Origin of the sequence: Massilia solisilvae (assembly GCF_024753215.1) — a bacterium.
Taxonomy (GTDB): Bacteria; Pseudomonadota; Gammaproteobacteria; order Burkholderiales; family Burkholderiaceae_D; genus Telluria; species Telluria solisilvae.
The window spans coordinates 874,064-891,720 of record NZ_JANUGV010000001.1 but is presented as its reverse complement, the minus strand read 5'-3'; the positions used below and the strand labels follow the sequence as shown (position 1 = coordinate 891,720).

Below are 17,657 nucleotides of genomic sequence, written 5' to 3'. Positions count from 1 at the left end.
CTAGATGCCCAGCGGCCACTGGTACTTCGGCACCACCGACAGCGTGCTGCCGCTGACGATCAGGATTTCGCGGTGCGCGACCATCGCGATGTCGTGCGGGTCGCCATCGTACCGGGTGATCTTGCCGTTCTCGATGATGTAGAAGCGCACCGGACCGGCCAGCCCGGCCGTGTTATCGCGCCCGAGCGGCTGGCCCCACAGCGAGAACCAGTTGCCCAGGTTGTAGTTGCGCGGCGCATCGGCTTCCATGTGTATGATGCCGGTCACGTCGTGCACGTGCATCTCGTAGGCGTGGTAGCAGCCCGCGTGCACGCGCCCTATCCCATCCGGAAAGCCCAGCCGTTTGCCGTCCTTGTAGATCGAGATGAGCATGTGCTTGTGCCAGGTGCCGTTCAGCAGACATTGCACGGTGTCGACGGTCTTGCCTGTGCCCCACCAGGCCGGCCAGGCCGCGGTGTTGTACAGGGTGCCCTGGACCAGGCCGGTGTAGGTGTCGGCCAGCGCGATCGGTTCGCCCAGCGGGTCGGAGGTCGCGGCGGACACGGCCGCCAAAGTCGCCGGGGCCGGGGGCGTGGCCGGCTCGGACGAATTGATCGCGCCCAGCAGGTACGGCGGCGGCGCCTGCCCGGTCGGCTGACCGGAGACGCACACCTGGTCGGGCGGGCCGGAGTCGGCAAACGGTGGCGGCGACGACTGCCTGGCCTGATCGCTGCCGCCGCACCCGGCCAGCAGCAACAAGGGGATGAACGCAGGAAGGGAAGCCACCACGCCGGGCAGCTTGCGCGTCGAGGGGATCGAGAACATGGATTTGCTCCTCCACAATGGGTTGTTGTTCCGTGAAGACTTGCTTCACAACCCATCATCGAGAAATCAAAAATGTGGCTTTTGAGCCAATCCCAGAGAACGTACCGACCTCGGCAATAAGTTGAACATGCATCAAGGGCGGCGCAGGATTCTTGCTGCAAACAATGTCCCTGTAGAACCAATTCCTCTGCAAAAAGATTTTCGAAAAACAAAAAGGCGGCACGCGGCCGCCTTTGAAGAATCCCGGAAACTGAATTTCCGGAGAATGTTCTTACTTTCCGGAACCTGGGTTCTTGAAGTACTTGAAGAACTCGGAATTGGAGTCGATCACCATCACGTCGCCATGGTTCTTGAACGAGGCACGGTAGGCCTCCAGCGACCGGTAGAACTTGTAGAACTCCGGGTTCTTGCCGAACGATTTGGCGTAGATTTCCGAGGCCCTGGCGTCGCCCTCGCCCTTGATCTTCTCGGCGTCGCGGTAGGCTTCGGCCAGGATCACGGTGCGCTGGCGGTCGGCGTCGGCCTTGATTTTCTCGGACTCGGCCGAACCGGTCGAGCGCAGCTCGTTGGCCACGCGCACGCGCTCGGCCTTCATGCGGTCGAACACGGCACCGTTGATCTCGTCCACGAAATCGACACGCTTGAGGCGCACGTCGATCACCTCCAGCCCGAGCGGTTTGGCGCCGGCCACGACCTTGCCGCGCACCACGTCCATCATCTTGTCGCGTTCGGTCGACACCACCTGGTGCACGGTGCGGCGCGCGATCTCGTCGTTCAGCGCCGCCTTGACGATCTGCGCCACGCGGTCGCGCACCTTGCCCTCGTCGCCGCCAAAGCTGACGAAGAAGCCGCGCGGGTCGGCGATGCGCCATTTGACGAAGGCATCCACCTGCAGGCCCTTCTTTTCGGACGTGGTGTAGCGCTCGCCGTCGGGCGTGTCGAGCGTGAGGATGCGCTTGTCGAGGTAGACGACATTTTGCAGCGGCGGCGGCAGCTTGAAATGCAGGCCGGGCTCGCTGATGACTTCATGCACTTCGCCGAGCGCGAACACGATCGCATAGCGGCGCTGGTCCACCACGAACACGGTCGAGGACAGCAGCATCAGCGCCACGAACAGCGCGACAAATACAGTGACGAGGCGGTTCATCAGCGGGTCTCCCGGTCGCGTTGCGATTCGCGCGAACGCGCGTCGCGCTGGCGTACCGATTCGAGGTTCTGCGGTGCTTCCGGCTGCGGCTGGGCCTGCTGCGGCTGGGCTTGCGGCTGCGCCTGCTGCGGCTGCGCCTGCGGCGCTTGCGGCGCCTGCACCGGGCCCGACTTGCTGCCGATGGCGGCGTCACGGGCGGCGGTTTTTTCCATCATCTTGTCCAGCGGCAGGTAGAGCGTGTTGGCGCTCTTGGTGTCCACCAGCACCTTGCTGGCGCTGGTGAAGATCTGCTGCATGGTGTCGATGTACATGCGGTCGCGGGTGACGGCCGGCGCCTTGGCGTACTGCGAGACCACGGCGTCGAAACGGGCCGCGTTGCCCATCGCGTTCTCGACCACCATCGAGCGGTAGGCTTCGGCTTCCTGGATCACGCCAAAGGCCTGGCCACGGGCGCGCGGCAGGATGTCGTTGGCATAGCTCTCGCCCTCGTTGCGGGCGCGTGCGGCGTCCTCGGCCGCCTTGACGGCGTCGTTGAACGCGGCCTGCACCGGCTCGGGCGGCTGGACCGCTTGCATGGTCACGCCGGTGACCTGTGCGCCCAGCTTGTACTGGTCGAGCAGGCGCTGCATGATCGCGTGGATGTCGCCGGCGATGCGGTCACGCCCTTGATAGAGCACGAAGTCCATCTTGTTCTTGCCGACCACTTCGCGCGCGGCGCTCTCGGCCACGTGGCGCACGGTGTCGTCCTGGTCGCGCCCGGCGAACAGCCAGGCCACCGGGTCCTTGACCTGGTACTGGACGGCAAATTGCACATCGACCAGGTTCTCGTCGTCGGTGAGCATCAGCGATTCGGCCGGCTGGCGGTTGCGCACGTTGTTGCGGTAGCCGATCTCGGCGGTGTTGACGCGGCCCGTGTTGACGATCTGGTGGGCCTGGATCGGGTACGGCCAGCGCCAGTTGAAGCCCGGCCTGGCGGTATGGCTGAGTTTGCCGAAGGTGGTCACCACGGCGACCTGCCCTTCCTGCACGATGAAGGCGCCGCTGGCAAACCAGATCAGCGCCACGATGAAGACGATGACGGACGCGGTGATGCCGGCGCCGCGCATGTCGGGCTTGAACTGCCCGTCGCCGCCGCCGGCGCCGCGCTGGCCGAACAAACGGTTCAGGCGGGCGTTGAAGTCGCGCCACAGCTGGTCGAGGTCAGGCGGGCCTTCGCCGGGACGACGACCTTCCTGGGCCTTGCCTTCTCCTTTGGGATTGTGGCCCCAGCGCGGATCGTTCAACGATGTCTTGATGCCGATTCTTTTTAGTATTGAAGCAAGCATATGCTTTTAGTGGGGCCCGACAGGGGTGGAGGATGGAAGGATGTCGCCGGCCTGCGCAAAGCCGCGCGGATCTTCCTGTTCTTCTGGATACGGCGTCAGGCCGGGCCCGGCGCTTGCTGCCTCGACGATCGCCTCGCGCAGCAGATCGAGGCCCGCGCCACTCTGGGCGCTGATGAAAACGCGGCTGATTTTATCATATTCATCACGTTCCACCCCGGGCTCTAGCCCTGCGGCATCGATCTTGTTCCACACCAGAATCTGCGGCACGTGGTCGGCGCCAATCTCGCGCAGCACCTCGTTGACCTGCTCGATCTGCTCGTTGCGCACGGGCGAGGAACCGTCCACGACGTGCAGCAGCAGGTCGGCATGGATGGTTTCCTCCAGCGTGGCGCGAAACGCCGCCACCAGCTGGTGGGGCAGCTCGCGCACGAAGCCGACGGTGTCGGACACGACCACGTTGCCGACCTCGCCGCCCAGGTACAGGCGGCGGCTGGTGGTGTCGAGCGTGGCGAACAGCTGGTTGGCGACGTACACGCCAGCCTTGGTCAGCGTATTGAACAGGGTGGACTTGCCGGCGTTGGTGTAGCCGACCAGCGAGACCGAGAAGGTCTGGTTGCGCCCGCGCGAGCGGCGCTGGGTTTCATGTTGCTTGCGCAGCTTGGTCAGGCGCGTGCGCAGCATCTTGACCCGCTCGCCGATCAGGCGGCGGTCGGTCTCGAGCTGGGTTTCGCCAGGGCCGCGCAGGCCGATACCGCCCTTCTGGCGTTCCAGGTGGGTCCAGCCGCGGATCAGGCGCGTGGCCAGGTGCTGCAGCTGGGCCAGCTCGACCTGCAGCTTGCCCTCGTTGGTCTTGGCGCGCTGGGCGAAGATGTCGAGGATCAGGCTGGTGCGGTCGACGACGCGCACGTTCAGGCGCCGCTCGAGGTTGCGCTGCTGGGCGGGCGAGAGCGCGTGGTTGAAGATGACGATGTCGACGTGCTCGGCCAGGCAAGCCTCCCCGATCTCGTCGGCCTTGCCGCTGCCCACGTAGTACGCCGGATCGGGCGCGGCGCGGCGCGCGGTGATGGTGGTGATCGGGTCGGCACCGGCGGAACGCGCGAGCAACGACAGCTCATCGAGGCTGGCGGAAAAATCGCCAGCCCCAAAATCGATGCCCACCAGCGCAGCGCGCATGGTGGAGGTGCCGGGGGCTTCTGCCATCGGCCTTACTCGGCTTCCTGCTCGAGGTTCAGGTTGACGGCGCGGGCCGGGACAACGGTCGAAATGGCGTGTTTGTACACCATTTGGGTGACGGTGTTACGCAGCAGGACCACGTACTGGTCAAAGGACTCGATGTGTCCCTGGAGCTTGATCCCGTTGACCAGGTAGATCGAGACGGGAACGTGCTCTTTGCGCAAGGCGTTGAGGAATGGGTCTTGTAACAGTTGCCCTTTGTTGCTCATAAAAGCTCCGTGATGTTGTTGTAGTTTAAAAGTTGAGGCGACTCGCCGGTTTTCAAGAGGCAAAACGGACGTTCTTTGAAGGCGAAAACAAGCCTACTGTACCCTGTTTTGCCGCCGTTTGTCGTCCTGCTATCGGTTATTTGTTCTCTTTGGCAAACGGATTCTTGCCAGAACGCAATTCAATACGGAGCGGGGTTCCCACCAAATTGAATGTGTCGCGGAAATGCTTCTCCAGGTAGCGCTTGTACGGCTCGGTGACGCCATCGAGCGCATTGCCGTGGATGACGATGACCGGCGGGTTTTGCCCGCCCTGGTGGGCGTAGCGCATCTTGGGGCGGGTGCCACCCTTGCGCTTGGGTTCCTGCTTTTCCACCGCCAGTTCCAGTGCGCGGGTCAGGCGCGGGGTGGACAGGTTGGCGGTGGCGGCGGCATAGGCGGCATCGACCGACTTCATCAGCTGGCTGATGCCGGTGCCCTTGAGCGCCGAAATGAAATGCTGCTTGGCGAACGACAGGAAGTCGAGCTTGCGGTCGAGGTCGAACTTGACCTGGTCGCGCTGGTCCGACTGCAGGCCGTCCCACTTGTTCACGGCCACCACCAGCGCCCTGCCCGACTCCAGGATGAAGCCGGCGATGTGGGCGTCCTGTTCCGAGATGGTTTGCTGGGCGTCCAGCAGCAGGATGACCACGTTCGCTTCCGAGATCGACTGCAGCGTCTTGACCACCGAGAATTTCTCGATCGCCTCGAACACCTTGCCGCGGCGGCGGATGCCGGCGGTGTCGATCAGGGTGTAATGCTTGCCGTCGCGCTCGAACGGGACCTCGATCGAGTCACGCGTGGTGCCCGGCATGTCGAAGGCGATCACGCGCTGCTCGCCCACCAGGGTGTTGATCAGCGTGGACTTGCCCACGTTGGGGCGGCCGACGATGGCGATGCGGATGCCGCGCTCGGCCGGCTCGAGCTCCTCGGCGTCTTCCGGACGCTGCTGGAATGCCAGGTCGAGCGCCTCGTTGACGAGGTCCACCACGCCGTCGCCGTGCGCGGCCGAGATCACGTACGGGTCACCCAGGCCCAGCTCATAGAACTCGGCGGTGACCGAGGTGTACTTCATGCCCTCGCTCTTGTTCACCACGAGCATGACCTTGCGGCCGCTCTTGCGCAGGAAGTCGGTGATGGTCTTGTCATGCGGGGTCAGGCCCTGGCGGCCGTCCACGATGAACACCACCACGTCGGCCTCGGCCACGGCCTGGCGCGTCTGCAGCGCCATCTCGTGCATGATGCCTTCCTTGGCGACAGGCTCGAAACCACCGGTATCGATGACCAGGAACGGGCGCTCGCCCACCCGCCCTTCCCCGTAGTGGCGGTCGCGGGTCAGGCCAGGAAGGTCTGCCACCAGCGCGTCGCGCGAGCGGGTCAGGCGGTTGAACAGGGTCGATTTCCCGACGTTGGGTCGGCCTACTAATGCGATTACCGGCTTCATTTAATTATGTTATTCCACCGCGATCGCGGTCACGGTGCCATTCTGCGTTTGAAAAATCAGGTTCGAGCCGGCCACGATCGGGCTTGCGGTGATGGCGCTGCCATCGGTCGCCACGCGCGCCAGCAGCTTGCCGTCCTCGCGCGCCAAAAAGTGCACGTAGCCCTGGTAGTCGCCCACCGCGACGGCGCGGCCGAACGACACCGGCGTGGACAGTGCGCGGAAGGACAGCTTGTCGTTCTTCCAGGCGCTGGTGCCGCCGTCGCGGTTGAACGCGTACACCGCGCCCTTGTCGTCGGCGGCGAACACGTACAGCTGGTCCACGGCCACGCCCACTTGGGAGGACAGGTCGCGCGTCCAGCGTGCCGAGCCGGTGGCCAGGTCGAAGCAGCCCACGCGGCCCTGGTAGGACACGGCGCACACGTCATTGTCGAACACGACCGGGGCACCGCCGATGTCGGTCACGCGCTCAAGTTCCGTGGCGCCGCGCGCCACGCCCACTTCCACCTCCCAGCGCGGCGCGCCGGTGGCGATCAAGAGCGAGGACAGCTTGCCGCCCGGCTGGGCAATGATCACGTCCTTGTCGTGCACCGCCATGCCCGGCGCCAGGCGCAGGGTCAGCGGCGGCGCCGGACGCTGCACGGTCCATTTCTTCTCGCCGGTTTTGGCGTCGAAACCGACGATGCGGTTGTCGATCGAGCGCGCCACCACGATGTCGTGCGCGACCGCCGGGGCCGACAGGATTTCGCTCGACAGCTGCGCCTTCCACAGCGGCTTGCCGTCCATGTCGAAGGCCAGCAGCATGCCCTTGGCGCCGCCCACGGCGATCAGGTTGCCGTCGGTGCCCACGCCGGCGGTCAGGTCCATGCCGGCCTTGGTGCGCCAGAGTTCCTTGCCGCTGTCGGCCTGCACGCGCACGATGTTGCCATCGCCGCTGGCCAGCACCACGGTGTTGCCCGCCAGTGCAGGCGACAGCTCGTAGTTGTTCGATTTGCCGACGCTCAGTTTCCAGCTGGTGCGGGCGGCCATGCTCGCCTTCAGCTCGGTCAGTGCGGCCGGCTGGTTGCCTTTTGGCTTGGACGCGAACGGGTTCAGGCTCGAGCAACCGGCGATCAGGGCCAGGACGCCAACGCCGACAAGCTTACGTGTAGTGCGCATATTGTTTTTTACCTTGTTGTCTCACGAAGTGCGTAGGGATTCAGGCTGCCGGCTTGGCCGGGGCAGCGGCCTGTTGCGGAACACCCAGCGCGTCGAGCTTGATCTGCACCAGCTGGCGGCCCGGGTTCTTCTGGTCCATTGCGTCGAGCGCGGCCTGGTAGGCGGCACGCGCTTCAACGACCTTGTTCTGCGCGACCAGCACGTCGCCCTTGCGGTCCGCCACTTCCGCCTTGTACTGCGGCAGGAAGTCGCCGGCCAGCACCTTGAGCGCGTCGTCGTAGGCCTTCTCGTCCAGCAGCACGCCAGCCAGGCGCAGCTTGGCGATCGACTTGTACTCGTCGTTGCCGTGGTCAACCACCCACTGCAGCTGGGCCTTGGCGGTCTTCAGGTCGTTGGCGTCGAACGCCGCCTTGGCCGCGCCCAGCGCCGCCATCTGCGCGTAGGTGGTGCCGTCGAACTTGGCTTGCACGTCGGTGGCGATGCGCTGCACCTTGGCGTTGTCGTTCGCCTGCAGCGAAGCCTGCAATTCGTCGTACAGGGCCGACGCTTCCGCTGCCTGCTTGCCCTGGTGCGAAGTCCAGAAGTTGTAGCCGGCGTAGCCCGCGAGCGCGACGATCAGCACCCAGGTGATCAGGTTGCCATAGGAGGCCCAGAATGCCTTGAAAGTGGCTATCTGTTCTTGTTCTTCGAGGTCGTATGCCATGTCGGTCTGGTTCTAGTAATGGTTGGGTTGGAGGAAATGTTACGCGTGGTAGTGCACGTGGTCGTGATCGTGGTCGTGGCCGACGATCTGGTCAACCACGAAGTCCACCACATTGTCGAACGGCACGCTGGTCTGCTGCTGGCCTTCCTCGCCTTCGCGCAGCGCCTTGACGGCCGCGACGTTATTGGCCACCTCGTCGTCGCCCAGGATCACGGCGAACGCGGCGCCCGAAGCATCGGCTTTCTTCATCTGGCTCTTGAAGCTGCCGGCGCCCTGCGGCGTGGCGCAGTGCAGCACCACGTCCAGCCCGGCGTCGCGCAGGCGCTCGGCCAGGATGAAGGCGCGCATCTGGGCTTCTTGCCCCTGGTGCACCATGTACACGTCGCACTGGCTCGGCGCCGCGGGCTCGCCGGCTGCCTTCATCAGCTCGATCAGTCGCTCGATGCCCATCGCAAAGCCCACGCCCGGCGTCGCCTTGCCGCCGAAGGTCTCGATCAGCGGGTCGTAGCGGCCGCCCGCGCACACGGTACCCTGCGCGCCCAGTGCGTCGGTGACCCACTCGAACACGGTGCGGTTGTAGTAGTCCAGGCCGCGCACCAGGCGCGGGTTGACGGTGTACTGGACATTATTGGCGTCCAGGATCTTTTTCAAGCCCTCGAAGTGGGCCAGCGATTCTTCGCCCAGATACTCGAGCAGCTTGGGCGCCTGGTTGACCAGGTCCTGCATCTTGGGATTCTTGGTGTCCAGGATGCGCAGCGGGTTGGCGTGCAGGCGGCGCTTGGCTTCCTCGTCGAGCTGGTCGATGTTCGCTTCGAAGTAGGCGATCAGGTCGGCGCGGTGGCGGTTGCGCTCTTCGGCGTTGCCGATCGAATTGAGCTCCAGGCGGATGCCTTCCAGGCCCAGGTCATCCCACAGGCGGCGGCACAGCATGATGAGCTCGGCATCGATGTCCGGACCACTGAAACCGATGGCCTCGGCGCCGAACTGGAAGAACTGGCGGTAGCGGCCGCGCTGCGGGCGCTCGTGACGGAACATCGGGCCCTTGTACCACAGGCGCTTGGGACCGTCGTAGGCGAGATTGTGCTCGATGACGGCGCGCACCACGCCGGCCGTACCTTCCGGGCGCAGGGTCAGCTGGTCGCCATTCATCGAGTCCTCGAAGGAGTACATCTCCTTTTCGACGATGTCGGTGACGGCGCCGATCGCGCGCGCGAACAGGCGCGTTTCCTCGACGATCGGGGTGACGATCTTCTGGTAGCCGTAGCTCTTGAGGATGGTCTCGGCGGTGTTTTCGAACAGCTCCCACAGCGGCGCATCGGCCGGGAGGATGTCGTTCATGCCTTTGATGGCGACGATTTTTTCAGTTTTCTTCGTTTCGGACATATGTTTCAGCGCCGGCGAATCCGGTCGCTCCGTAATGCTTGAATGTCGCTAAGGAGCCCAGGCGTGCAAGCCTGGGCCGTTCCGCTGGCGAGCGACAGGTCGCTCGAAACCCCAGCTCCACCAACAATTTTCTCTTTTTTCTCGGACAGTTTGGTATTCCCGCAGCTTGAAACAACGTCATCCCGGCGAACGCCGGGACCCATGCTGAGGCGATCAACACCGCACACTCAGCATGGGTCCCGGCGTTCGCCGGGACGACGTGCTCCTGCTAACTCAATGATTCAGCGGTCTCTTGACCGTAATTCTTTTTCACGTAATCCAGCACAATTTGCTGGAACTCTTCCACGATGCGCTCGCCGCGCAGCGTCGCCACTTTCTGGCCATCGACAAACACCGGCGCGGCCGGCGATTCGCCGGTGCCCGGCAGGCTGATGCCGATGTTGGCATGCTTCGATTCGCCCGGCCCGTTGACGATGCAGCCCATCACGGCCACGTTCATCGCTTCCACGCCGGGATAGGACTTCTTCCACTCGGGCATTTGCTCGCGCAGGAAGGTCTGGATGTTGTCGGCCAGTTCCTGGAACACGGTCGAGGTGGTGCGGCCGCAGCCCGGGCAAGCGATCACCATCGGCGCGAACTTGCGCAGGCCCATGGTCTGCAGGATTTCCTGTGCCACCACCACTTCCTTGGTGCGGTCGCCGCCCGGCTCGGGGGTCAGCGAAATGCGGATCGTGTCGCCGATGCCTTCCTGCAGCAGCACCGACAGCGCCGCGGTCGAGGCCACGATGCCCTTGCTGCCCATGCCAGCTTCGGTCAGGCCCAGGTGCAGCGCGTAGTCGCAGCGTTTGGCCAGCTCGCGGTACACGGCGATCAGGTCCTGCACGCCGGACACCTTGCACGACAGGATGATCTTGTCGCCGGCAAGGCCCAGTTGCTCGGCGCGCTGGGCGTTTTCGATCGCCGAGGTGACCAGCGCCTCGTACATCACGGCCTGGGCACTCCACGGCTGCGCGCGGGCAGCATTCTCGTCCATGATGCGCGCCAGCAGCGACTGGTCCAGGCTGCCCCAGTTCACGCCAATGCGCACCGGTTTGTCGTACTGGATGGCCGCCTCGATCATCTGGGCGAACTGGCTGTCGCGCTTGGCGCCCTGGCCCACGTTGCCAGGGTTGATGCGGTATTTCGACAGCGCCTTGGCGCACTCCGGAAAATCACGCAGCAGCAGGTGGCCGTTGTAGTGGAAGTCGCCCACCAGCGGCACGTCCACGCCCATCTTGTCGAGCTGTTCGCGGATCGCCGGCACGGCTGCCGCCGCTTCCGGCGTGTTGACCGTGATGCGCACCACCTCGGAGCCGGCGCGGGCCAGGTCCTTGACCTGGATCGCGGTGGCGATCGCATCGGCCGTGTCGGTATTGGTCATCGACTGCACCAGCACAGGCGCGTCGCCGCCGACCCAGACCGTGCGCGCGCCATGCGACACCGCGACGGCGCGGCTCTTGCGGCGCGGCAGCGGGCCCGAGGCAATAGGCGTGTTCGAAGAAGTCATGCTTTCCTCTGTTACTTCAGGGAGACGCGCGCGATGGTTTTGCCGGGCAGCATAGGCAGCTCGACGGCGCTGCCGCGCAGGGACGCGCTGACGCCTTTCGGGTTGCCGACGGTGACGGTGACCGGTTGCTCGACCGTCACGCTTTCCGTGCTGCCTGCCTTGACCAGGCGCGAAATCAGGTTCTTGCCGTCCGCGGTGCGCACCTGGATCCAGGAATCCTCGCGCACGTTCAGCACCAGCGAGTTGGGGCCGACGGCGGTTTCGGTTGCGGCCTGCACCGGTTGCTGCAGTGCGGCCGGCTGCGCCGCGGCAGGCTGGGCGGCAGCAGCCGGGCCGCCGGTGGCGCCTGGCGCCGCGGTCGGGGTGGCCGGCGCAGTGCCGGGCTGCGCCTCGCCACTGGGGGCCGGCGGATTCTGTCCCGGCACCGAAATCAGCGGCACGTCAGACTTTTGCGCCGGCTCGCTCGCGCTGCCCGGGGGCACGCTGGCCGGCGCCGGCAGGACGGTGGTGCTGGCCGGCGAGCCGGAGGGCGCCTCGCCGACGCTGGAACGGAAGACGCCCAGGTGCCAGGCGGCGGCCGCGGCAGCCATCACGGCGACGGCGGCCACGATCCAGCCGAGCGGCAGGCTGCTGCGCTTGCCGTGCAGCGGAAAACGCGACGACTCCGAGAACGTGGCCGGCTTTTCGCGCCGCACCGTGGCCGTGTTGACGGTGGTGTCCGGGGTATCCATCGCGATCATCGCCACCAGCGGCGCGGCGTCGAGCCTGAGGATCTTGGCGTACGCGCGCACGAAGCCGCGTACCACGGCCGGGCTGGGCAGCGACGCGTAGTCGCCTGCTTCCAGCGCCACCACCTGGCGCGGCGCCAGCTTGAGCTGGTCGGCCACCTGTTCCACGGTCCAGCCCATCGCTTCGCGCTGGGCCGCCAATGCCTTGCCCGGCACGCCGTTCGGGATTTCGGGCGTTGCCGGCTGATCTGCCCGCTCACTCATTGTCGTCTCACTCATCAAATGCCCCGCGCTGGAAGGCAGCGAACTCAGGCGAACCGGGGAAGCGACGGCGCAGTTGCCCGGCCAGGCTCGCCTCCAGGTTGCGGTCGCCCAACTTGCGCTCGACACGCAGCGCGAGCCACAGCGCGTCAGCCGACAGCGTATCGAGTTTCGCCGTCTCCGTCAGGCGGTTAACGAAAAAACCGGCGCGCACGTAGTCGCGCTTTTCATAATAGACCCGCGCGAGCGCCGTGTTCACGACCGCCAGGTCCGGTGCGATACGCAGCGCCTCCAGCAGGTAGCGTTCGGCCGCATCGCGATCCTTGTTCTTCAGGCTGCAGGTGCCGGCGTTGACCAGGGCCGACAGCGGCGACTGGTAATGCGGGTTCTTCAGCGCCGCCTCGAAATACGGGATCGCCTGCCCCGGCTTGCCGGCGGCATTGCACAGGAACGAGCCGTAGTTGTTGGCGATGTCCGGGTTGTGCGGTGCCAGCTTGAGCGCGCGCTGGAAGTTTTCCTCGGCCAGCACGTTCTCGCCCATCGAGCTGTAGATCAGGCCGCGCATGCCGTAGGCGTCGGCCGACTGCGGATAGATCGCGATGGCCTGCTTGACCTCGTCGAGCGCGATCTCGAACTTGCCGTCCTGGTAGTAACCGACCGCCAGCTGCAGGCGGATGCCGGCGCGCTTTTCGGCCGCGGTCTGGTCCGACGCGGTCTTGAGCTCGCCTTTCTCGGCGCTCGGGCCGCCCGCGCAGGCAGTCAGCAGGCCGAGCGCGACGATGGCGGCGGCGCGCTTGAGGAGCGCGGCGTTCAAGAACGAATCTCCACGATGCGGCCGAAGTCGGCGCCGAACTTGCTCTTGTATTCGGCCATCTTCTCCATGCGCTCGGCCACGCGGGTGCGGTCCTGCACCTCGCCGGCCAGCTGGCCGCAGGCGGCGTCGATGTCGTCGCCGCGGGTCTTGCGGATCGTGGTCACCACGCCCGCATCCATCAGGATCTGGGCAAAGGCCTTGATGCGCGGGTTCTTCGAGCGCACCAGGCCCGATTCGGGGAACGGGTTGAACGGAATCAGGTTCAGCTTGCAGTTCACGCCCACCTCGGGGTCGTTCACCAGCGCCAGCAGCTCGCGCGCGTGCTCGTCGGTGTCGTTCACGCCGTCGAGCATGCAGTATTCGAAGGTGATGAAGTCGCGCGGGGCGAATTGCAGATAGCGCTTGCAGGCCACCATCAGATCGCGCAGCGGGTACTTTTTGTTAAGCGGCACCAGCATGTCGCGCAGCGGGTCGTTCGGCGCGTGCAGCGACACCGCCAGCGCCACCGGGCATTCCTGCGACAGCTTGTTGATCATCGGTATCACGCCCGAGGTCGAGAGCGTCACGCGGCGGCGCGACAGACCGTACGCGTTGTCGTCGAGCATGAGCTTGAGCGCGGTGACGGTTGGCACGTAGTTCAGCAGCGGCTCGCCCATGCCCATCATGACCACGTTGGTGATCTGGCGTTCGCCCTTGGGGCCGGCCTCGATGCCCTTGGTCCTGCGCAGCTCGAACTCGGCCATCCACAGCTGGCCGATGATTTCGGCCACCGTCAGGTTGCGCGAAAAGCCCTGCTTGCCGGTCGAGCAGAAGCGGCAGTTGACCGCGCAGCCGGCCTGGGTCGAGATGCACAGCGTGCCGCGGGTCTCTTCCGGAATGAACACGGTTTCGACGGCGTTGCCGTTGCCCACGTCTACCAGCCACTTGCGGGTGCCGTCGGACGACGTGTGGTCGCTGATGATGGCGGGCGCCCGAATCTCCGCGCGCGTCTTGAGCTTCTCGCGCAGCGACTTGGCCAGGTCGGTCATGCTGTCGAAATCGGCAGCGCCGTACTGGTGTATCCAGCGCTGCAATTGCTTGGCGCGAAACGGCTTCTCACCCAAGTCGGCGCAGTATGCGGCGAGTTGCGCGGGATCGAAGTCCAGCAGGTTGGTGAGAGTCGTCATTTATTTCCTAAAGTATTACAAAAGCCGCCCGCGGTCGCGGGCGGTTTTACAGCCTGTTACCGTCCGGCGGCGCGATTAGCGCGAGTAGACGTTCAGGGCCGGGAAGTAGTAGGCGATTTCCACGGCAGCGGTTTCAGCCGCGTCCGAACCGTGCACGGCGTTCGCGTCGATCGAGTCGGCGAAGTCGGCGCGAATGGTGCCCTTGTCGGCCTTCTTCGGGTCGGTGGCGCCCATCAGTTCGCGGTTCTTGGCGATGGCGTTTTCGCCTTCCAGCACCTGGATCATGACCGGGCCCGAGACCATGAAGTCAACCAGGTCCTTGAAGAACGGACGCTCCTTGTGGACGGCGTAGAAGCCTTCGGCTTCAGCGCGCGACAGCTGCGCCATGCGGGCAGCAACGATCTTCAGGCCAGCGCCTTCGAAGCGGCTGTAGATTTGGCCGATCACGTTTTTTGCAACAGCGTCTGGTTTGATGATCGACAGGGTGCGTTCAATTGCCATGTAAAAACTCCAATAAAAAGAATGGTTTAAATCGAGATGTTGAGAACTCAATCAACCTTTGATTTTACCATACATCCCCCGGATCACCGATATTGCCCCGGCGTCAAGCAAAGTGTTACAGTTGGGGCACCGCGCTCCCGCCTGTCACACCCGTGTCAGCAACCGGTGGTAAGCTGGGCGGGAAGCGTCACCAACCAACAAACCGGAGGCATCATGATCCCAAGCATCCAAAACAGTTACGACATTACCGGCGCCCGGGCCACGCGGCACAAGGTGCTGCGCAACACCTACTGGCTGCTGGCGCTGTCGATGGTCCCGACCGTGCTGGGCGCCATCATCGGCGTGACCATGCACGTGCCGGTCCTGCGCGGCGGCATGGGCTTCTTGCTGTTCATGCTGATCGCGTTCGGCTTTATCGCCGCCATCGAAAAGACCAAGGAATCGGCGGCCGGCGTGGCCGTGCTGCTGGCATTCACCTTCTTCATGGGGTTGATGCTCACGCCGCTCCTGACCTACACCCTGCGCTATGCCAACGGCCCGGCGCTGATCATGACGGCATTCGGCGGCACTGCCTGCGTGTTCGCGGTCATGGCCAGCATTGCAACCGTGTCCAAGCGCGATTTTTCGGGCCTGTCCAGCTGGCTGACGGCCGGCGTGATCGTGCTGCTGCTGGCGGCCGTGGCCAACATCTTCCTTGGCCTGACGGCACTGCAACTGGTGATCTCGGTCCTGGCGATCGGCATCTTCTCGGCCTTCATCCTGTTCGACGTGCAGCGCATCGTCAACGGCGGCGAAACCAATTACATCACCGCCACCCTGTCGATCTACCTGGACGTCTACAACATCTTCACCAGCCTGCTGCAACTGCTGGGCTTTACCGCCGGCAGCCGCGACTGACGCGCGCCCACTCCCCGTCTTTGCGCCCGGCCCTGGCCGGGCGTTTTAGTTGAAATCGGGGTCGGCCCCGAACAATTCCAGCACCCACTGCGAAAACGCCCTCACCTTGGGCGCCGCCAGCCGGCTGTCCCGGTACATGAGCGAAACCGGCATCGGCGCCGGACGCGACTGCGCAAGCACCTCGACCAGCCGGCCATGCGCCAGGTGGTCGCGGACCTGGTAGGCCCCGGCCTGGATCAGCCCGCAGCCGGCCAGGCCGCACAGCACATTGGCGTCGGCATCGTTGACGCTCACCGTCGCCTTTGCATCGACCTTGACCACCTCGTTTCCGACCACGAAATCCCAGTCCAGCGGGCGCCCGGTGCGCCCCGAGAAATACACCACCAGGTCGTGCCCGGCCAGTTCGGCGATGCTGCGCGGGGTGCCGCGCCGCGCCAGGTACTCGGGTGAGGCGCAGGTGACGAAGCGCATCTGGCCAATCGGTCGCGCGACCAGCGTCGAGTCGTGCGGCTGGCCGACGCGCAGCGCGCAATCGATCCCCTCCTGCGCGAGGTCGGCCACGCGGTTGCTGATGCTGAGCATGAGTTCGATCTCGGGATAGGCCGCGCGCAACTCCCCCAGGCGCGGCAGCACCACGTTGCGCGCCAGGGCGCCCGGCATGTCCACACGTAACAGCCCGCGCGGCCGCTGCGTGCCCAGCTGGCGCATGGCCTCGTCGGCGCTCTCCACCGCCGCCAGGATCTCGACGCAGCGGCGATAGTACTCCTCGCCCTCCGGGGTGGGCGACACGCGCCGCGTTGTGCGCTGCAGGAGCTTGGCCTGCAGGTGCGATTCGAGGCGCTGCACCGTCGCGGTCACGGCCGAGCGCGGCAAGTTGAGCGTTTCGGCCGCTTTCGAAAAACTGCGCGCTTCAACGATGCGCGCGAAAACAGTCATGGCACGCAGGCGATCCATAGGCACCCTTTGTTCACATAAAGTGAACTCTATTATCCATTCTCGGCCGATTATTTGCTATCACATTTCCAATAGACTGGCTTCAGTCAACCATGAGGAGCTGATCGTGATCCAACTGATAGCAAAACGTCCCGCCGCCGCAGTCGAGCCAGGCATCGCACAAGGAATGGTGCGCTTGCTTGCCGTTGCGGCGGGCATGATCGTCGCCAACCTGTATTACGCCCAGACACTGGTCGGCCCGATCAGCGCGTCCACCGGCCTGTCGCCGGGCGCGGCCGGGCTGGTCGTCACGCTGACACAGCTAGGCTACTGTCTGGGCCTGCTGTTCATCGTTCCGCTGGGCGACCGGCTGGAGAACCGGCGCATGATCGTGACCGGCATTGCATTCACCTCCGCCGCGCTGGCCGCCGCCGCGCTGGCACAGTCGGCCCTGGTGTTCCTGCTGGCGGCGCTGTGCATCGGCCTTGGCGCCGTGGTCGCCCAGGTCCTGGTACCTTTCGCGGCCCACCTGGCGCCGCAAGCGCGCCGCGGCGAGATCGTCGGCAAGGTCGTCAGTGGCCTGCTGCTGGGCATCATGCTGGCCCGGCCACTCGCCAGCCTGGTCGCCGGCTATGCGGGCTGGCATGCCGTCTTTGCCGGCGGAGCCATCGCGCTGGTGGGTCTTGCACTGGTCCTGCACCACAAGCTGCCGCAACGCTTGCCCGTGGCGGGCCCGGCCTACCCGCAGCTGATCAAGTCGCTGTGGCACCTGTTCGCCACCACGCCGGTGCTGCGCCGCCGCGCCGCCTACCACGCCGCTTTGTTCGGCGCCTTCAGCCTGTTCTGGACCACCGCCCCGCTGCACCTGCAAGGGCCTGGCTTGCACCTGTCGCAGACCGGCATCGCCGTGTTCGCGCTGGTAGGGATGGCCGGTGCGGTGGCCTCGCCGGTGGCCGGACGCCTGGCCGATGCCGGGCACACGCGGATCGCGACCGGCGTTGCGCTGTCGCTGGGCACGGTCAGCTTCGTGCTGCCGATGCTGGCGCCGGCCTCGCGCCCTGTGTCACTGGCCCTGATGGTGGCGGCGTCGATCCTGCTGGACATGGGAGTCGCGGCCAACCTGGTGCTCGGCCAGCGCGCCATCTATGCACTGGGCGCCGAGGTGCGCAGCCGCCTGAACGGCATCTACTTCGCGCTGTTCTTCGCTGGCGGCGCGGCCGGATCGTCGATCGGCGGATGGATCTACGCAACCCATGGCGCCACCGGCGCTATGGCCGCCGGCCTGGCCTTGTGCGCACTCGGGCTGGCCTACTGGATGACGGAACGAAAGACCGTGAACCCGCGCGCCGCCTGACTGTCCATTGTTTGGGGC

General features: G+C 65.3%; 17 protein-coding genes. 2 read left to right on the top strand and 15 right to left on the bottom strand.

Annotation, left to right across the window (positions count from 1 at the left end):
• The 14 genes from NX773_RS03945 to ndk form a co-directional block, all read right to left on the bottom strand.
• Complete coding sequence (locus NX773_RS03945) at nt 1-804, bottom strand: hypothetical protein (RefSeq protein ID WP_258855057.1); 804 nt, start codon at nt 802-804, stop codon at nt 1-3.
• Nucleotides 805-1,075: 271 nt separating this feature from the next.
• Nucleotides 1,076-1,951, bottom strand: a complete 876-nt coding sequence (gene hflC / locus NX773_RS03940; RefSeq protein ID WP_258855056.1) for a protease modulator HflC — start codon at nt 1,949-1,951, stop codon at nt 1,076-1,078.
• Nucleotides 1,951-3,276 (bottom strand): FtsH protease activity modulator HflK, encoded by a 1,326-nt coding sequence (hflK, locus tag NX773_RS03935; protein WP_258855055.1) that lies wholly within the window; start codon nt 3,274-3,276, stop codon nt 1,951-1,953. The genes hflC and hflK overlap by 1 nt, the downstream gene beginning before the upstream one ends.
• 6 nt (nt 3,277-3,282) lie before the next feature.
• Nucleotides 3,283-4,449: a GTPase HflX gene (gene hflX, locus NX773_RS03930; RefSeq protein WP_258855840.1), complete on the bottom strand. Its 1,167-nt coding sequence runs from the start codon at nt 4,447-4,449 to the stop codon at nt 3,283-3,285.
• 32 nt (nt 4,450-4,481) lie between these two features.
• Complete coding sequence (gene hfq, locus NX773_RS03925; protein ID WP_258809657.1) at nt 4,482-4,718, bottom strand: RNA chaperone Hfq; 237 nt, start codon at nt 4,716-4,718, stop codon at nt 4,482-4,484.
• 136 nt (nt 4,719-4,854) lie between these two features.
• A complete protein-coding gene (gene der / locus NX773_RS03920; RefSeq protein WP_258820890.1) occupies nt 4,855-6,198 on the bottom strand; it encodes a ribosome biogenesis GTPase Der in 1,344 nt (447 codons plus the stop codon).
• 9 nt (nt 6,199-6,207) lie between these two features.
• Complete coding sequence (bamB, locus tag NX773_RS03915; protein ID WP_258855054.1) at nt 6,208-7,353, bottom strand: outer membrane protein assembly factor BamB; 1,146 nt, start codon at nt 7,351-7,353, stop codon at nt 6,208-6,210.
• A 40-nt stretch (nt 7,354-7,393) separates the two neighbouring features.
• Nucleotides 7,394-8,056, bottom strand: coding sequence for a YfgM family protein (locus tag NX773_RS03910; protein WP_258855053.1), 663 nt, complete (start codon nt 8,054-8,056; stop codon nt 7,394-7,396).
• 39 nt (nt 8,057-8,095) lie between these two features.
• Nucleotides 8,096-9,439, bottom strand: a complete 1,344-nt coding sequence (gene hisS / locus NX773_RS03905) for a histidine--tRNA ligase (protein ID WP_258855052.1) — start codon at nt 9,437-9,439, stop codon at nt 8,096-8,098.
• A 268-nt stretch (nt 9,440-9,707) separates the two neighbouring features.
• Nucleotides 9,708-10,985 (bottom strand): flavodoxin-dependent (E)-4-hydroxy-3-methylbut-2-enyl-diphosphate synthase, encoded by a 1,278-nt coding sequence (gene ispG / locus NX773_RS03900; RefSeq protein WP_258855051.1) that lies wholly within the window; start codon nt 10,983-10,985, stop codon nt 9,708-9,710.
• A gap of 11 nt (nt 10,986-10,996) precedes the next feature.
• Nucleotides 10,997-11,977 carry a helix-turn-helix domain-containing protein gene (locus tag NX773_RS03895; RefSeq protein ID WP_258855050.1) on the bottom strand — a complete coding sequence of 327 codons (981 nt, stop codon included), beginning with the start codon at nt 11,975-11,977 and terminating at the stop codon, nt 10,997-10,999.
• Nucleotides 11,978-11,984: 7 nt separating this feature from the next.
• Complete coding sequence (pilW, locus tag NX773_RS03890; protein WP_258855049.1) at nt 11,985-12,788, bottom strand: type IV pilus biogenesis/stability protein PilW; 804 nt, start codon at nt 12,786-12,788, stop codon at nt 11,985-11,987.
• Entirely contained in the window at nt 12,785-13,954 is a 1,170-nt protein-coding gene (rlmN, locus tag NX773_RS03885) for a dual-specificity RNA methyltransferase RlmN (RefSeq protein ID WP_258855048.1), read from the bottom strand. Before rlmN ends, pilW begins: the two co-directional genes overlap by 4 nt.
• Before the next feature lie 75 nt (nt 13,955-14,029).
• Nucleotides 14,030-14,455: a nucleoside-diphosphate kinase gene (gene ndk / locus NX773_RS03880; RefSeq protein ID WP_036240108.1), complete on the bottom strand. Its 426-nt coding sequence runs from the start codon at nt 14,453-14,455 to the stop codon at nt 14,030-14,032.
• 213 nt (nt 14,456-14,668) lie between these two features.
• Between ndk and NX773_RS03875 the strand changes: the two genes are divergently transcribed.
• A complete protein-coding gene (locus NX773_RS03875) occupies nt 14,669-15,352 on the top strand; it encodes a Bax inhibitor-1/YccA family protein (RefSeq protein WP_258820898.1) in 684 nt (227 codons plus the stop codon).
• A 45-nt stretch (nt 15,353-15,397) separates the two neighbouring features.
• Here NX773_RS03875 and NX773_RS03870 read toward each other — a convergent pair whose 3' ends face one another.
• Nucleotides 15,398-16,288, bottom strand: a complete 891-nt coding sequence (locus tag NX773_RS03870) for a LysR family transcriptional regulator (RefSeq protein WP_258855047.1) — start codon at nt 16,286-16,288, stop codon at nt 15,398-15,400.
• Between the two features lie 184 nt (nt 16,289-16,472).
• Here NX773_RS03870 and NX773_RS03865 point away from each other — a divergent pair, with 184 nt between their 5' ends.
• Nucleotides 16,473-17,639, top strand: coding sequence for an MFS transporter (locus NX773_RS03865; protein ID WP_258855839.1), 1,167 nt, complete (start codon nt 16,473-16,475; stop codon nt 17,637-17,639).
• The last annotated feature ends 18 nt before the right edge of the window (nt 17,640-17,657 follow it).

Excerpts from the sequence above, each read along its gene's own strand:
- NX773_RS03945 (WP_258855057.1), bottom strand. The coding sequence starts at position 804 with ATGTTCTCGATCCCCTCGACGCGCAAGCTGCCCGGCGTGGTGGCTTCC.
- hflC (WP_258855056.1), bottom strand. The coding sequence starts at position 1,951 with ATGAACCGCCTCGTCACTGTATTTGTCGCGCTGTTCGTGGCGCTGATG.
- hflK (WP_258855055.1), bottom strand. The coding sequence starts at position 3,276 with ATGCTTGCTTCAATACTAAAAAGAATCGGCATCAAGACATCGTTGAAC.
- hflX (WP_258855840.1), bottom strand. The coding sequence starts at position 4,449 with ATGCGCGCTGCGCTGGTGGGCATCGATTTTGGGGCTGGCGATTTTTCC.
- hfq (WP_258809657.1), bottom strand. The coding sequence starts at position 4,718 with ATGAGCAACAAAGGGCAACTGTTACAAGACCCATTCCTCAACGCCTTG.
- der (WP_258820890.1), bottom strand. The coding sequence starts at position 6,198 with ATGAAGCCGGTAATCGCATTAGTAGGCCGACCCAACGTCGGGAAATCG.
- bamB (WP_258855054.1), bottom strand. The coding sequence starts at position 7,353 with ATGCGCACTACACGTAAGCTTGTCGGCGTTGGCGTCCTGGCCCTGATC.
- NX773_RS03910 (WP_258855053.1), bottom strand. The coding sequence starts at position 8,056 with ATGGCATACGACCTCGAAGAACAAGAACAGATAGCCACTTTCAAGGCA.
- hisS (WP_258855052.1), bottom strand. The coding sequence starts at position 9,439 with ATGTCCGAAACGAAGAAAACTGAAAAAATCGTCGCCATCAAAGGCATG.
- ispG (WP_258855051.1), bottom strand. The coding sequence starts at position 10,985 with ATGACTTCTTCGAACACGCCTATTGCCTCGGGCCCGCTGCCGCGCCGC.
- NX773_RS03895 (WP_258855050.1), bottom strand. The coding sequence starts at position 11,977 with ATGAGTGAGCGGGCAGATCAGCCGGCAACGCCCGAAATCCCGAACGGC.
- rlmN (WP_258855048.1), bottom strand. The coding sequence starts at position 13,954 with ATGACGACTCTCACCAACCTGCTGGACTTCGATCCCGCGCAACTCGCC.
- ndk (WP_036240108.1), bottom strand. The coding sequence starts at position 14,455 with ATGGCAATTGAACGCACCCTGTCGATCATCAAACCAGACGCTGTTGCA.
- NX773_RS03875 (WP_258820898.1), top strand. The coding sequence starts at position 14,669 with ATGATCCCAAGCATCCAAAACAGTTACGACATTACCGGCGCCCGGGCC.
- NX773_RS03870 (WP_258855047.1), bottom strand. The coding sequence starts at position 16,288 with ATGACTGTTTTCGCGCGCATCGTTGAAGCGCGCAGTTTTTCGAAAGCG.
- NX773_RS03865 (WP_258855839.1), top strand. The coding sequence starts at position 16,473 with ATGGTGCGCTTGCTTGCCGTTGCGGCGGGCATGATCGTCGCCAACCTG.